Source organism: Mycobacterium kyogaense (assembly GCF_036946525.1).
Lineage (GTDB): Bacteria > Actinomycetota > Actinomycetes > Mycobacteriales > Mycobacteriaceae > Mycobacterium > Mycobacterium kyogaense_A.
The window spans coordinates 245,265-260,596 of sequence record NZ_JAQIIY010000007.1; the positions used below are offsets into that span (position 1 = coordinate 245,265).

14 protein-coding genes are annotated in these 15,332 nt (G+C 65.6%); 11 read left to right on the plus strand and 3 right to left on the minus strand.

All coding sequences use genetic code 11. The annotated features are described in order from the left end of the window. The first annotated feature begins 40 nt into the window (after positions 1-40). From PGN37_RS05450 to dnaB, 6 genes are all read left to right on the plus strand, one after another. A complete protein-coding gene (locus PGN37_RS05450; RefSeq protein ID WP_335330000.1) occupies positions 41-511 on the plus strand; it encodes a DUF5078 domain-containing protein in 471 nt (156 codons plus the stop codon). A 113-nt stretch (positions 512-624) separates the two neighbouring features. Next, a complete protein-coding gene (gene rpsF / locus PGN37_RS05455) occupies positions 625-915 on the plus strand; it encodes a 30S ribosomal protein S6 (protein ID WP_003931678.1) in 291 nt (96 codons plus the stop codon). Positions 916-981: 66 nt separating this feature from the next. Continuing rightward, positions 982-1,491: a single-stranded DNA-binding protein gene (locus PGN37_RS05460; protein ID WP_335330001.1), complete on the plus strand. Its 510-nt coding sequence runs from the start codon at positions 982-984 to the stop codon at positions 1,489-1,491. 40 nt (positions 1,492-1,531) lie between these two features. After that, entirely contained in the window at positions 1,532-1,789 is a 258-nt protein-coding gene (gene rpsR, locus PGN37_RS05465; RefSeq protein WP_335330002.1) for a 30S ribosomal protein S18, read from the plus strand. An 11-nt stretch (positions 1,790-1,800) separates the two neighbouring features. Beyond that, positions 1,801-2,256 (plus strand): 50S ribosomal protein L9, encoded by a 456-nt coding sequence (rplI, locus tag PGN37_RS05470; RefSeq protein ID WP_335330003.1) that lies wholly within the window; start codon positions 1,801-1,803, stop codon positions 2,254-2,256. Between the two features lie 471 nt (positions 2,257-2,727). Continuing rightward, positions 2,728-4,938 carry a replicative DNA helicase gene (gene dnaB / locus PGN37_RS05475; protein WP_335330004.1) on the plus strand — a complete coding sequence of 737 codons (2,211 nt, stop codon included), beginning with the start codon at positions 2,728-2,730 and terminating at the stop codon, positions 4,936-4,938. A 36-nt stretch (positions 4,939-4,974) separates the two neighbouring features. Here the strand turns inward: dnaB and PGN37_RS05480 are convergent, their stop codons facing one another. Beyond that, positions 4,975-6,081: an alanine racemase gene (locus tag PGN37_RS05480; RefSeq protein ID WP_335330005.1), complete on the minus strand. Its 1,107-nt coding sequence runs from the start codon at positions 6,079-6,081 to the stop codon at positions 4,975-4,977. Between the two features lie 828 nt (positions 6,082-6,909). Between PGN37_RS05480 and PGN37_RS05485 the strand changes: the two genes are divergently transcribed. Together PGN37_RS05485 and PGN37_RS05490 are read left to right on the plus strand one after the other, a co-directional pair. After that, on the plus strand, positions 6,910-8,205 hold the full coding sequence (locus tag PGN37_RS05485; RefSeq protein WP_335330006.1) for a sensor domain-containing phosphodiesterase: 1,296 nt from the start codon (positions 6,910-6,912) through the stop codon (positions 8,203-8,205). A gap of 190 nt (positions 8,206-8,395) precedes the next feature. Beyond that, positions 8,396-9,499: a GGDEF domain-containing protein gene (locus PGN37_RS05490; protein ID WP_335330007.1), complete on the plus strand. Its 1,104-nt coding sequence runs from the start codon at positions 8,396-8,398 to the stop codon at positions 9,497-9,499. Here PGN37_RS05490 and PGN37_RS05495 read toward each other — a convergent pair. After that, complete coding sequence (locus PGN37_RS05495; RefSeq protein ID WP_335330008.1) at positions 9,488-11,188, minus strand: phytoene desaturase family protein; 1,701 nt, start codon at positions 11,186-11,188, stop codon at positions 9,488-9,490. The genes PGN37_RS05490 and PGN37_RS05495 overlap by 12 nt on opposite strands. A 125-nt stretch (positions 11,189-11,313) precedes the next feature. Between PGN37_RS05495 and PGN37_RS05500 the strand changes: the two genes are divergently transcribed. The 3 genes from PGN37_RS05500 (at position 11,314) to PGN37_RS05510 (ending at position 13,739) form a co-directional block, all read left to right on the plus strand. After that, entirely contained in the window at positions 11,314-11,919 is a 606-nt protein-coding gene (locus tag PGN37_RS05500; RefSeq protein ID WP_335330009.1) for a TetR/AcrR family transcriptional regulator, read from the plus strand. 264 nt (positions 11,920-12,183) lie between these two features. Beyond that, a complete protein-coding gene (locus PGN37_RS05505) occupies positions 12,184-13,119 on the plus strand; it encodes a sensor histidine kinase (RefSeq protein WP_335330010.1) in 936 nt (311 codons plus the stop codon). Then, positions 13,101-13,739, plus strand: coding sequence for a response regulator transcription factor (locus tag PGN37_RS05510; protein ID WP_335330011.1), 639 nt, complete (start codon positions 13,101-13,103; stop codon positions 13,737-13,739). Before PGN37_RS05505 ends, PGN37_RS05510 begins: the two co-directional genes overlap by 19 nt. On the opposite strand, the gene PGN37_RS05515 is transcribed toward PGN37_RS05510, so the two are convergent. After that, positions 13,724-15,211 carry a multicopper oxidase family protein gene (locus PGN37_RS05515; RefSeq protein ID WP_335330012.1) on the minus strand — a complete coding sequence of 496 codons (1,488 nt, stop codon included), beginning with the start codon at positions 15,209-15,211 and terminating at the stop codon, positions 13,724-13,726. The two genes, PGN37_RS05510 and PGN37_RS05515, sit on opposite strands and share 16 nt — an antisense overlap. Positions 15,212-15,332 lie beyond the last annotated feature (121 nt).

Genomic DNA, 15,332 nt, shown 5'->3' on the forward strand with positions numbered 1-15,332 from the left:
GGCGCGACGCGCGCCCGCATTCGACGAAGTAGGAGCGACCATGACCGGTTTGGCGAGTCGAGTGCTGCGGACCGCACTGGCGACGGCTGCTGCCGCGGGCGCGCTGTTCGGCGCGGCGGGCACCGCCCAGGCGGATTCGACCGACGACTATCCGATTCCGCACCGCATCATCGTCACCACCTGTGACGTCGAGCAGTACATGGCGGCCGCCCGCGACACCAGCCCGGTGTACTTCGAGCGCTACATGATCGACCGGAGCAACCGCCCCGCCGACATCCAGCAGATGGCCTTCGATCGCATCCACTGGTTCTTCTCGCTCGACCCGGTCGCGCGGCGTCAGTACTCCGAGGACACCGCGACCAACGTGTACTACGAGCAGGTCGCGACCCGCTGGGGCAACTGGGCCAAATTGTTCTTCAACAACAAGGGCGTCGTCGCCCACGCCACCGATGTCTGCATGAACTACCCCAAGGGCGACATGACGGTCTGGGACTGGCCCGTTCGCCGGTAGCGATTTCGTTCTGTCCTCCCTGGTCATGTAGCCTTGGCCGGTTGCCGACGCAGGCGACCCTCCTGCCATGGACACGCCGTGGCCGATCAGACCAGAGGAGGTGATGGGTTCCTATGCGTCCATACGAAATCATGGTCATTCTCGACCCCACACTCGACGAGCGCACCGTTGCTCCGTCGTTGGAGACGTTCTTGAACGTCATCCGCAAGGACGGTGGCAGTGTCGACAAGGTCGACATCTGGGGCCGGCGCCGGCTGGCGTACGAGATCGCCAAGCATGCCGAGGGCATCTACGCGATCGTCGACGTCAAAGCCGAGCCCGCGACGGTCTCCGAGCTCGATCGTCAGCTCAACCTCAATGAGTCCGTTCTGCGGACCAAGGTGATGCGGACCGACAAGCACTAAAGAGTGCCGATCGTCGGAGCCGCTGCGTAGGCTCGCGCCCAACGTCCGCTCACCAAGGAGGAACTCGTGGCTGGTGACACCACCATCACCGTCGTAGGAAACCTGACCGCCGATCCGGAACTGCGTTTCACGCCGTCCGGTGCCGCGGTGGCCAACTTCACCGTTGCGTCCACCCCGCGCATCTACGACCGGCAGAGCGGGGAGTGGAAGGACGGCGAGGCGCTGTTCCTGCGCTGCAATATCTGGCGTGAGGCCGCCGAGAACGTGGCCGAGAGCCTGACCCGTGGGTCGCGCGTCATCGTGACGGGCCGGCTCAAGCAGCGGTCCTTCGAAACCCGTGAGGGCGAGAAGCGCACGGTGGTCGAGGTCGAGGTCGACGAGATTGGGCCGTCGCTGCGCTACGCGACCGCGAAGGTGAACAAGGCGAGCCGCAGTGGCGGCGGCGGTGGCGGTTTCGGCGGCGGCGGTGGTGGCGGTAACTCGTCGCGCGGCTCCGAGCAGCCCAAGGACGACCCGTGGGGCAGCGCGCCCGCGTCGGGCTCCTTCGGCGGCGCCGACGATGAACCGCCCTTCTGAGACAACACAATTCGAGTGATTTCAAGAAAGAGTTAGACACATGGCCAAGTCCTCCACCAAGAGGCGTCCGGCTCCGGAAAAGCCGGTCAAGACACGCAAGTGCGTGTTCTGCTCGAAGAAGGGGCAGAACATCGACTACAAGGACACCGCGCTGCTGCGCACCTACATCAGCGAGCGCGGCAAGATCCGTGCCCGTCGGGTGACCGGCAATTGCGTTCAGCACCAGCGCGATATCGCGATTGCGGTGAAGAACGCCCGCGAGGTCGCGCTGCTGCCGTTCAGCTCGGCGACGCGGTAAGGACTACTGAGATGAAACTGATTCTTACTGCCGAGGTCGAGCACCTCGGAACGCCCGGCGACGCGGTCGAGGTCAAGGACGGCTACGGACGCAACTACCTGCTTCCCCGTGGGCTGGCGATCGTGGCCACCCGTGGTGCGCAGCGTCAGGCCGAGGACATCCGGCGCGCCCAGGAGCTCAAGAGCGTCAAGAGCCTCGAGCATGCCAACGAGCTCAAGACCGCTCTCGAGGGTCTCGACGGCGTCCAGCTCGCGGTGAAGACCGCCGGGGACTCGGGCAAGCTGTTCGGCTCGGTCACCGCGGCCGATGTGGTCGCCGCGATCAAGAAGGCCGGCGGACCGAATCTCGACAAGCGCACCGTGCAGCTGCCCAAGGCGCACATCAAGAGCGTGGGCACCCACGCCGTCACGATCCGGCTCCACCACGATGTGGCCGCGACCGTGTCGGTGAACGTGGTCGCCAACTAACGATTCACGAGTCAACGGCCGGGTGAGGACCGAGAGGTCCGAACCCGGCCGTTGTCGTGCTCACGGCGAACTTTCCCGGCGAATCTTGCCACAGCGAACATTACCCGGTGTTAACCTGCTCGGCCCTCAGCCGAAACGCAACACGCCCGGGAAGGCAACCCGGGTCGACACGCCGACTGATTTACCATCCACAGAGCTGATGCCTTCCGAACAGGCGATCATCTGCGGAAACGGGCCAGATCACAGTGTTGATCCACAAGTTGTCCCCAGCACCTCAACATGACTCACCAGACCTATCCACATATCATCCACAGCTCTGTCAACAAGGGGTGGTTGCGTCCGCGACAGCAACGTCTAGCGTTGGCCGTCGCGGACACGTTGACGGACGCCGCGGGGGCAGTGTCGGTGCGCCGGCTTACAGTCTCATCGAACGTCCGTTCGACACCGAATGGGGAGGGGTGAGGTCACCGCGTGGCTGTCGTCGATGACTTGGGTCGGCCTGATGATCGTGCGGCCATGGAGCCTCCTCCGAACGAGGATTTCGGCCGGCAGCCGCCGCAGGACCTCGCGGCCGAGCAGGCCGTGCTGGGCGGCATGCTGCTGAGCAAGGACGCGATCGCCGACGTCCTCGAGCGTCTGCGCCCCGGCGACTTCTACAAGCCGGCCAATCAACTCGTCTACGACGCAGTGCTGGATTTGTACGGCCGCGGAGAGCCCGCTGACGCGGTCACTGTGGCCGCAGAATTGGACCGCCGTGGGCTGCTGCGCCGCGTCGGTGGCGCGCCCTATCTGCACACGCTGATCTCCACGGTGCCGACGGCGGCCAACGCCGGGTTCTACGCGGAGATCGTCGCGGAGAAGTCGCTGCTTCGCCGGCTCGTGGAGGCGGGCACCAGGGTGGTGCAGTACGGCTACGCCGGTGCCGAGGGAGCCGACGTCAACGAGATCGTCGACCGCGCGCAGGCGGAGATCTACGACGTCACCGAACGGCGTGCCACCGAGGACTTCGTCCCGCTCGAAGAACTGCTGCAGCCGACGATGGACGAGATAGACGCGATCGCGTCCCAGGGCGGTGTCTCCAAGGGTGTGCCGACGGGCTTCACCGAGCTCGACGAGCTGACCAACGGGCTGCATCCGGGTCAGATGATCGTCGTCGCGGCGCGCCCCGGTATGGGAAAGGCGCTGGCGCTGGACACCCCGCTGCCGACGCCGTCCGGATGGACGACGATGGGCGAGGTCTCAGTCGGGGACGAGCTGATCGGGCCGGACGGGCTGCCGACACGCGTGGTCGCCGCGACCGAGGTGATGACGGAGCGGCCGTGCTTCGAGGTCGAGTTCTCTGATGGCACAGTGATCGTCGCGGACGCGGAGCATCAGTGGTTGAGCTCGGGTGCGATTCACACCACACAAGAGATCGCTGAGACGCTGCAGTCAGGTGCGCACCACACGGTCGATAACACGCACGCGGTGCAGGGCGCGGGGGCTGCGCTGCCGGTGCCGCCGTATGCGTTGGGTGCCTCGCTCGGTGCAGCGACGACGGACCCGGAGATCCAGATGTGGATCGACGCCGAGTCGCATGGCGCGATCGCACTGAATGCTGCCGAGGGCATTCCCACGGAGTACTTGCGCGCAGCCGAGGGCCACCGCCGGGCGCTGCTGGCGGGGTTGCTTGATGTCTCCGGAACTGTCGCGAGCGACGGGTCTATCGAACTCGGGCTGGCTGACGAGGATCTCACGCGCGACGTCGCGGAACTCGTTGTGTCGCTGGGCTATCACTGCGAGGCAGTGGCGACTGACCGGCTTCGGTTCATCGCCGGCGACGGCGTCTTTCGTCTGCACCGCAAGGATCTACTGCATAAGGAGCGTCGCGTCTCAGGCTCCGCTTCGCGGGTCATTGTCGATGTTCGGCCGGTGCCGAGCGTGCCGGTGCGGTGCGTGGAGGTCGACAATGCCAGTCACATGTATCTGGCGAGCCGGTCGATGATCCCGACGCACAACTCGACGCTGGGCCTGGATTTCATGCGGTCGTGCTCGATCAAGCATCACCTGCCGAGCATCGTGTTCTCGCTGGAGATGAGTAAGACCGAGATCGTCATGCGTCTGCTGTCGGCGGAGGCGCGGATCAAGCTCGCCGATATGCGGTCGGGCAAGATGAGTGACGACGACTGGACGAAGCTGGCGCGCCGCATGAGTGAGATCAGCGAGGCGCCGCTCTACATCGACGATTCGCCGAACCTGACGATGATGGAGATCCGTGCGAAAGCGCGCCGGTTGAAGCAGAAGACAGATTTGAGGCTTGTGGTCATCGACTACCTGCAGCTGATGACATCGGGCAAGAAGGTCGAGTCGCGCCAGCAGGAAGTGTCCGAATTTTCCCGGCAGATCAAGCTTTTGGCCAAGGAGCTGGAGGTTCCGGTGGTCGCGATGAGCCAGCTGAACCGTGGTCCGGAGCAGCGAACGGACAAGAAGCCGCAGCTGTCGGATCTGCGTGAGTCGGGCTCGATCGAGCAGGACGCGGATATGGTTGTGCTGCTTCATCGTCCGGATGCGTTCGACAATGACGACCCGCGCGGCGGTGAAGCGGATCTCATCGTCGCCAAGCACCGCGCCGGCCCGACGCGAACAGTGACGGTGGCGCACCAGCTGCATCTGTCGCGATTCGCGAACATGGCCAAGCAATAGCAGCTCTCTCCGCTTCAGGCGCGGGAGCAGCGCGATTCAGCTGTTACGTCCTCGAGCGGCAACATTCCAACGGGTGACGACGTCGCCGTCGCTGACCACGGTGACGCTGTCGACGAGATTGATTGCTACACATACGTGATTGGGGATGACGCGCAGTCGGCTGCCGAGAGCGGGCAAGGCAGCGGTTTCGGGCCAGACGATCGTCGCGTGGTGTTCTGACAGTGCAGTGATGCGGGCGTCCGGATGGTCCAGAAGCCGCCCGAAACCCGTGGTCCATGCCGGGCGATCGCCACCCAGAATCTTGCTGCCGGCATCGACGATGATCCTTCGTGGAATGTCCTTCGTGCCTTCATGTCTGCTCACGACGGTTGCGAGGACACTTAGCGCGATGTCGTCGACCGAACATCTGCCGAGTTCGAGTTGCTGCGCATCGTTGAACACGTAGACGCCTGGTCGGACCTCCGTGGCGGCCGAGGCTGCGATGTCCAACAGGCCGGCCGTCGGACTGCTGCCACCGCTGCGGTGAACGATCCCGAAACCTGCCTCCGTCAACAATGTCGAAGCAGCAGCCAGAGCGCGTCGCTCGTCATTGGCTGCGCGGACGGGCATTTCCGGGCCATAGCTGTGCCCCGGAAAGGTGAAGATGCCTGTGACGCGGAGCCCGGCCTCGGTCGCCGCGCGAGCGACCTCGACTGTCGCCTCGGGCGCTATCCCGCTGCGGTGATGACCGCTGTCGATCTCCAAGGAGACCTCGATGTCGCCGACCGCAGGACCCAGCGACGACGCCGTGGCCCTGGCCGCCTCGCACGAATCCAGTCCGACAGTGATTCTGGCGCCGGCCGCCAGTGCGCGGAGGCGGTCAGCTGCACGACGGCCAACCCAGAGCGGGTAGGCGCTGAAGATGTCGTGCACGCCGTGCTCGGCGAAGATCTCGGCCTCGCCGATGGTCGCTACGGTCAAGCCGACGGCGCCGGCTTCCATTTGGAGCGAGGCGATCTCGGGAATCTTGTGCGTTTTCGCGTGTGGCCGGAGTTGCAGCCCATTGGTTCGGACCGCTGTCGCCTTAGCGGTGATGTTGCGGGAGAGCACGTCGATGTCGACCACGATGGTCGGTGTGTCGACGTCTGGCGAAGTGGGGTGCATCGAGATCCTCAGACGGTGGGAGCGATCATTGGCGAGAGCTCAGACCTGCGGCAGTGGCGAGGTGAAGACCCGCGCGACCACTTTTTGGCACGACGGTCACACACGGTGATGACGCGAACGGCGTCGGGATGCTCGTTAGCCACATTCCCCAGTATTGCTGTGATGCATACGTTGTGGCCGAGACGGACTGAGTCGACGAAGGTCGCGTCGACTCCTCACCCAGAAGCCGATGCCGTAGACGGCAACACCGGCCGCGCGAGAGCCGGAGAACGGAGCCATGTGGTGCGTCGGTTCGCCTCGGAGGAGTGAGCGCCGAGGCGCCCGCGTCCACCTACCAACTCGGGGACGTGTTGCGGGACCGGAAACCGCCGTCCTGCGCTGGGCTGCGCGGGTCGTATTTCTCTGTACAGCAAAAGAATACCGGGATCGCGTCACCGAGTGGCCTCCGTGCCGCCGAGCGTAATCTAACCGGCAGATTAGAACATGACAAAAGTCTTACGCGTTTGCTGGGGAGCTGACTGTTCGTCGCGCGAATGGCACCGTTGCGGTCGGGCGGCTTTCCGCGGGGCGCACGGTTGAACCACCAGCCTCGACCCGGGGGAGTCTTCGGGGTGAGGTGAAGGGGCGATCCACCGGCCGTTGCGGCTTCTCGCAGTGAGCGAGCCCGCGCTCTCCGGTGGATGGCCTTCCTCGCGGGGGTCTGGGCACTCAGTTGCCGACATACGTGCGCGCGACAAGCGCGGCCCGCGTGGGGCCATGCTCGTGGGGAGTCCTCTTTGTGACCCTCGAGTGTTGGTGCGCGGTGGACACCAGTGAGGAGTTGACGACATGCGGCGGCTGATCGAGAACCTGTCAGCGTCGCTGGACCCGGTGTCACTTGTGCGACGGGCCGCCGAGCAAATGTGCCTGTACACCCCCGCTGCGTCGGGCGCCTCGATCGTGCTGCGTGATCCGGAGTGCTCCGACAATCTGGTCTTCGTCGCCGCCCACGGCTCAACGGCGAGCCTGCTCGGTTACAAACTCCCTCGCGCGGGATCGTTCGTCGAGTTGGCGATGCAATCGCGCGAGCCGCTCATCGTCGACGACATCACCGCCGACCCCCGGGTGCAGTCGAGCAGTCGGGCCATTGCGGCGGGCCTTGGTGTGCGGTCGTGGATCGTGATTCCGCTGCGCCATCACGATCTGGTTGTCGGTGCCATGTCGGTGGTTGCGCCGACGCCCTCGGCCTTCGACGACTCGGCCGCCGCCGCGATCGTCTCGCTCAGTAGCTTCGTCGCAGCGCTGATGAGCTCGCAAAAGCAGCTCACCGACCTGTTTGCAACGCTACATCCGGAGGCAGTGAAGCTGGGCGTCCCCTCCGAGCCTGCCAAATTTGTCGCAAGCCTGCTCTATCCCGAATCGATCGAGGCCGACGCCACACACGGCGAGCTCGACCGGCTCTTCGCCCCCGGTGCACTTCAGCCGGTGTTCCAGCCCATCGTCGATCTGTCCACCGGTCATACGGTCGGCTACGAGGGACTGAGCCGCTTTCCGCATGCTCCCGAACGCAACGTCGAGGAGTGGTTCGGCGTGGCGCAGCGCGCGGGCCGGGGCGCCGATCTCGAGATCCACGCCGTGGATGAGATTCTTTCTGCCAGTGCGCAATTGACCGTCGATCTTCCAGTCGCGGTCAACCTCAGCCCGTGCGCCGCGGCAGACCCCCGCGCCCGGGCCCTGCTGCTCGCTGCACGGCGACCGGTCTGCGTCGAACTCACCGAACACGACCGCTTCCCTGACGACCTGTTCGACGCGCTGACACCGTTGCGTCACCACGGACTCGACATCGCCGTCGACGACGTCGGAGCGGGGTACGCGACGCTGCTGCAGATCTTGCGACTGAAGCCCGATGTCATCAAGATCGACGCCGAGTTCACCGCGGGCGTGCAGTCAGATCCGGCGCGACGGGTGCTCACCGCGGCCATCGTCGAGTTGTCTGATGAGGTCGGCGCGGTCACCGTCGCCGAGGCGATCGAGACCGAGGACCAGCTGCGGGCACTGCGTGAACTCGGGGTATCGCGGGGCCAGGGGTACTACCTCGGCCGGCCGCGGCCTGCGTCCCGTCCGCACTCGCTCGCGCCGGCCTAAGGCGCGCGTGGCACGGGCATCACGACAGCCCTTCATGACAAGGAATGGCTGCCGGGTTTGCGGCGCGCCCATGACTCCGTAGGCGTAAATTTCCCGAGTCTGCGGCATCCAGCCGAGCTAAGATTTGGCCTCGCGTGAAGATCGCAGCGAGGGCATCGCCGGTGCTGCTCGACAGGTAAGGGGGGCACACATGTCGGCCAACGGTTTTCCCATACCCGCCAACGAAGACCAGCGGCTACGAGTTCTCGCTGACTACAACATCATGGACTCGCTACCAGAGCAGGCGTATGACGACTTCGCGAAACTCGCTTCGGCGATCTGCGGGACGCCGATCGCGCTCATCACGTTGCTGGACGACCAGCGTCAGTGGTTCAAGGCGAACGTCGGTCTCGGCGTCAATGAGACTCCCCGATCGCAAGCCTTCTGTGCGCACGCGATCATGGACCCGGGCGAGGTGATGACCGTCGAGGACGCCACCACGGACAGGCGTTTCGCCGAGAACCCACTGGTGACCGGCGACCCCCGGATCCGGTTCTACGCGGGTGCACCGCTGGTGGCACCGACTGGCGAAGCGCTGGGCACGATCTGCGTGATCGACCGCGAGCCGCGCAGTCTCAGCGAGGTCCAGCGGGAGGCGCTCGCGATCCTTTCTCGCGAGATCATCACGCAACTCGAACTCCGTCGGAGTATCGAGACACTCGAGCAGGCCGTTCTCGACCAGGAGAAGTACGTCGAGCTTCTGCAGGAGTACCAGCGCGATATCGAAAAGGTGAGGGTTCACCTGGAGTCCCAATCGCTCACCGACGTGCTGACGGGAGTGAAGAACCGGCGGTCTTTCGATCTCACGCTCGAAGAAGAATTCATGCGCGCGCAGTCGAGGCGGACGACGTTGTCGTTGCTCATGATCGACGTCGACCAGTTCAAATCCTTCAACGACGACCACGGTCATCCCGCTGGTGACGAGGTGCTCCGGTCGGTTGCACAACTCCTGCAATCAGAAATGCGCGAGTCGGATTCGCTGTTCCGCTACGGCGGCGAAGAGTTCGCGGTTGTTCTCCCTGAGACCACCTGCAAAGGCGCCTTCGTCCTCGGCGAGAGGTTTCGCCGCGCCGTGCAGAGGACACCATGGCCGAGGCGTCCCATCACGATCAGTGTCGGTGTGGCGGCGATCGACGCGGGCACCGTCTCGCCACGGGATCTCCTTCAGTCCGCCGACCAAGCGCTTTACAGCGCCAAGCAGACCGGGCGCAACCGGGTGACGATGGCTCCGAGTGGGGGATCGTCAGGCGCGTAATGCTCGGGTCGTGCTGAAGGGGTCGAAGTCGTCCTCCCACGTAGGGAGCGCAGAAGAGTCGGCAAGCTGGCCGCCGCTGCGGATGAAGGGAACGAGATCGCGGCCGACGATGCTGCCCGCTGCGTTGACGCCACTGAGCATGGCTCCGACGGTGCCCGGACCCCATGCAGTGCTGGTACCCACGGTGTACAGGCCCGGGATCGGTGTGGTGTCCCTCGGACGCAGTGGCCCGGTTTGATACAGGCGCAGTTGCAGTCCGAACGGGGCTCCTGCGGTGTTGTTCACGAAACGTGTTTGCGTTGCGGGTGTTCCGAGCTCGCTGAGTTTCACCTTCGAGGATGAGCCAGGAAAAGCCTGCTCCATGCGATCCAGCATTCCGTCGATGATGATCTTCTTGACCTCGAGGTAACCGTCGTCGCGGCTGTACTGGCCGCCGGCGATGTCGTAACCATCGAAGCCCCACAGCCTCGGATCCGAGGGCGTGACGGTCTGGACCTCGATGGTGGCATGTCCGGGTGGTGCGGCGCGGTGGTTGGTCGGGTCGCGTCGCGACGAGGACTGGACGAACATCGGTTGCCGCGCCGCCATGTCGCGTGCCCAGTCGGAGCCGACGTCGAATCCCTTGCCGTTGAGGGTGTTCTTCCCGAACGATGCCATGTGGGCGAAGGATTTCGCGGGTCCCCAATCGGGGATCGCGAAGTAGTTGCTGTTGGGGCATTCCCCGAGATCGAGCTCCACGCCGAAGAATCCGTTGATCAACGGCTGCGACATTTTCCAGCCCGCCACCCGCCGACGGAACAGTCGCGGGAGCTTGTCCAGGCCGATGAGATCGGTATAGGTCTTGATGATGTCGGCGTCGGACACCACTGTCGCGGATGCCAGCACCTCTCCGTCGGACAGTCGCACGCCCTGCACACGTCCGTCGTCGAGCAGGATCTCCGAGACTTCGCTGTTGGTGCGAATCGACCCGCCGTGCGCGGTGATCACGGCCGCGAATCCGGCAGCCAGGATCTGTCCCCCACCTTTGGGGTAGTAGGACCCGGTGCCGATGTAGTCCTGGAAGAACGCGGCCATCGCGGCGGTGGGCAGCACGGTGGGGCTGCACGCGACGGCACCGGATTGCACCGACAGTGCGTATGCCATCCGAGGGGACAGGCCGAGCGCCGCCAACGTCGCGCCGTAGGGCAGCGCCATGAATGGGGCGCCGCGCCCGGCTCGGCCCGCCCATCGAGCCATGCCGCCGGCGGTCGCCATGTCGTTGCGGTCGTGAGCCTCACCAATCCTCCGCATGAGGCCATGGAAGCGGCGAACTGCCTTGCGCTCCTCCGGGAATGCATCGAGCAACTGGGCCTCGTAGGCGTCCCACCCGACGGGAGTGGCGAGTTCGAAGCCGGGCGCGATTATGCGGTCGAAGCCGCCCTGGTCCATCGGTAGCCACGTGATCCGGTCATCGATGCCGATTCCGCGCATCATCGCGGTGACGATGCCGTCAGGCCCGCAGTGGCTGACGTAGTGCACGCCGCAGTCGAACTCCCATTGTCCACGTCGGCCGAAGACATGTGACGACCCGCCCAGGGTGGTGTAGCGCTCGAGCAGCAGCGTTTTGCGCCCTGCCGCGGCCAGGTACGCCGCTGCCGAGAGCCCACCGAGTCCGGAGCCCACCACGATCGCATCCCATTGCTTGCCCATCAGACCTCTTCCTCACCACCGCCCGACAACGCGGTATACCGATCGATGTACTCAGTGTCGGCCAACGTAATACATCGATCGGTATACTGGCAAGCCTGATCACAACGGCAGGTGGAGGATGACGGGTGAATGCGCGAGACAAATTGGTGCTGAGCACAATTGATCTCGTTCGCCGGCACGGGGTGGCGGGTACCGGTATCGCGGCGATTCTGGAGCGCGGGCACGTCTCCCGGAGGTCGATCTATCTCAACTTTCCCGACGGTAAGACCGAGCTCGTACAGGAAGCGACACGGGTGGCCGGAACTTTCATCGACCACCAGATCGCGACCGCGCTGGAATTGCCTACCCCCCAGGAGTCACTGAGTGCGTTTATCGCGGAGTGGAAAAGCGTGGTCGCGGGCAGCGATTTCGCAGCGGGTTGCCCCATTGCTGCTGCCGGTCTGGCCCGCTCCACAGAACCCGGGATCGCCGATATCGCTGGGCGCACGTTCGACGGGTGGCGGGACGCGATCGCCGCATCGCTCACTCAGCATGGAATAGACACCGCCGCCGCGCCGGCCCTCGCCAACACCGTCCTGGCCGCCGTGGAAGGAGCCGTGGTCATGGCCGTTGCGCAGCGTTCCCTGACTCCGCTCGACGACGTTCGCGATCAACTGACTCTGCTCTTGGGGCACCATCTCGACGCCGCGGCGCCGAAGCCGCAGCGCCGGAAGTTGACGCGTCGCGGGTAGACGGGAAGGCGTTGTCGATGTCGTCGAGAGCGACGGTCGTCGGCTCCGCGGAAGGACAAGGCTGATTCGTTGGGTTGAGGCCGGCAACAACGCATGTAGGCCGCGCTAGCCTGATCCCGTGCCCTCCCTGCTGCTTCGGAGCGCACCGCTGTTGCTGACACCGGTGCTTCTGGCGGCGAGCACATTTCCCGGCGAGTTCCGGGTGTCGGTGCAGTACTGGGTGTTCGCGTGCTCGGCGGCCGCGATCTTCATGCTGGGTGGGCGGTGGCCCTTCCCGGTTCGCTCGCGCTGTCGGCGCTGGCCGTGCCGATGTTCGCCGCCCAGGCGTGGGGACTGTCGGGTCTTCTGCCCTACCTGGGCGCGGTGGCATTGGCGGAGCTGACGGCCCGGACAGACGGCGCCCGTCTCGTGATCATCGCCGCAGCGGGGTGGCTCGCGGCTCTCGTTCTCGGCGTGGCCCTCGACGACCACACGCCGCGGTGGGGAGCGGCCGACGTCACGGTCGTGCTCGCGGCAGCGGTGATACCGCTACTGCTCGGGTTGTATCTACGCGGACAGCGGCAGGTCAGGGCAGCCGCTGAGTCCGAGGTCCGCGCGCAGGAACGGACGGTTATCGCGCGGGAGTTGCACGATCTCGTCGCCCACCACATGGCGGCCATCGTGCTGCGCACCAGTGTCGCCGAACACGTGATCGGTAGTGACACGGATCCGCGGATCGCCGAGGTCCTCGGCGATGTTCACCGCACCGCCGCGGATTCGCTCGCCGATATCCGCCGGTGGCAGACGGCACTGCGGGATCCGGCGTTGGCCGGTGTCGCCATGGTGGAGCCCGAGGCGCTTTTGGGTGAAGTCGACGCTGCTGTACAGCGCACGCGCGCAGCGGGTTTCCGTGTGGATGCCTCTGTCGACCGAGAGATCACCGGCCTCGACGCGATGGCACGATTGACGCTGTTGCGGGTGACTCAGGAAGCGCTCACCAACGTGATGAAGCACGCCGATCCCGCCGGGACGGTCCACCTGGTGATCGGGCGCTCCGACGGTGGGGTGGACATCCGCGTCGACAGCACCGGCGTCGGGGAACAGAAGGGCGGCCTCGGTGTGGTCGGCATGTCCGAGCGCATTGCGATGGTCGGCGGCAGACTCACCGCGGGGCGCCGAGATGGCGGCTGGCAGGTGCGGGCATGGCTACCAGCGTCCTGATCGCGGATGACCAGCGCCTCATCCGGGCGGGTCTGCGGATGCTGTGCGACGCTGCCGACGACATCGTGGTAATCGGCGAGGCTGCGGACGGGGCGGAGGCCGTCCGGCAGGGCGCCGAGCTCCAGCCCGATGTGATCCTGATGGATCTGCGGATGCCCGGGGTCGATGGCATCATCGCCGTCAGACAGGTGATGGCTGCTCGCGCCACGGCAAAGGTTCTCGTGCTGACGACCTTCGACGACGACGACCATCTGTATCCCGCCCTGGCCGCCGGTGCTGCGGGCTTCCTGGTCAAGGACACCGGTCCCGCCGAACTGCTCGGGGCGATCCGCCGCATCGCGGCCGGCGACTTCGTTTTGTCTCCGCATCTGCTGCAGCGGCTGGTGTCGCGAGCCGTCGAGGCGGGGGCGCCGCAGGACACGCTGGCAGCCAACCCGTTGACCGCGCGCGAGCACGATGTTCTCCGCCTGGTCGTGCAGGGCCTGTCCAACCAGGACATCGCCGACTCCTTGCACCTCGGGGTCACGACGGTCAAGACCCATGTGTCGAACGCGGCCGCCAAACTCGGTGCACGCAACCGGGTGCAACTCGCGGTGTACGGGTATCAGCTCATGGCGTGATCGTGCGCAGGTGCTGGCAGCGCGGCGGCCTGCTCCTGGTCTCCGAGAACCAAGAACTGACCCATCATGCCGTGGTCCTCGTGCAAGGCCAGATGGCAGTGGTACATGTACGGCGACCGAGGATCGGTGTAGTCCGCGAAGCGGACTGCGAGCCGAATCCGTTGTCCCGGTGGGGTGTACACCGTGTCCTTGAACCCTGCCAAATGTGCCGGCGGTGGCACGCCGTCGATGTCGACGATACGGAACTGCGTGTCGTGCACATGGAAGTTGTGTGGCCAGTTGTCGACGTTTCGGACGACCCAGATCTCGTCGGTGTCGACGACCGCGTGAAAGTCGATGCGGTTCATGTCCATTCGCTTCCGGTTGATCATGAACCACTGCAGGTCGAACTTCCGTTGCACTGCCGCCGCCGCCGGCGGCGGTGAGAGCGTAGCCAGCGACGTGGGCAGCGTAGGGCTGGAGCGCAGGCTCTGTCCGGCGATCAGGTCCAGCACGGTGAACGTGTCCTCGACCCCGAAGCGGGCGGCTTCCTCGGCTGCCAGACCCGCCCGATCGCCGAATGGGAACGAGCGCAGGCGCGTCCGCTCTCCGGAGCGAAGTGCGACGACGATCTCGGCTCGCTCGCCTGGGCTCACCTGGAGCCGGGTGGCGGGGACCGGCGCGGCGAGAAGGCCGCCGTCGCTGGCGACGATGTGGAAGACCCGGCTGTCGCTGAATCCGAGGTTGTACAACCGGCCGCCGGAACCGTTGAGGATGCGCAGGCGTACACGCTCGGTGTGGACGGTGAGATGCGCTCCCGCAATGCCATTGGTCATGATCGTGTCGCCCAGCAAGCCGATGTCGGTCGGGTCGGACTCGTCCAGCTGGCCGGTTTCGGTGAAGCGGCGATCCTGGATGATCAACGGAATGTCGTCGACTCCGTACTCGTGGGGCAGGTCGGGTGCGGTGTCGTCGTCGATGATGAAGAGTCCGGCCAGCCCGCGGTAGACGTGCCTCTCGGTCGCACCGTGCGGATGCGGGTGGTACCAGAGCGTCGCTGCGGGCTGTCGGATCTGCCAGCGCGGCTCCCATGATCCACCCGCTGGAACCGTCTGGTGTGGTCCGCCGTCGGCGGCCGCCGGAACGTGCATCCCGTGCCAGTGCACAGTGGTGGGTTCGGCGAGCGTGTTCTCGACGCGCACCGCCACGGACTCGCCGCGCCGTGCGCGCAGAGTCGGGCCCAGTATCGAGCCGTTGAACCCCCAGGTGTCGGTGCGCACCCCGGGCAACACCTCGGCCTGCCCGGCCATCGCGCGCAGCGTAAAGCTGCGGGTTCCGTTGGCGTCGAGAGCGGGCTTCGCCAGCGGGGGAATCGGCAAGGGACGTGTCGACGGTGGAATGCGCTGATCACGGGAGCACGCCAGGCTCATCGCGAGAGGTGCTGCGGCGAGGCCGACGAGCACGGTGCGTCGCGACAGGGTGCGGGAGGGCATGCTGCCAGCCTTCAGTGTTCGCGACCGACCGGAATCGCCCTCCAGGCCTGACTAACAGCGACCCGAAGGACCTTGCGCCGGCTGATGAGACGTGTTACGCGGCGCGAGTCCCCGTCGCGCC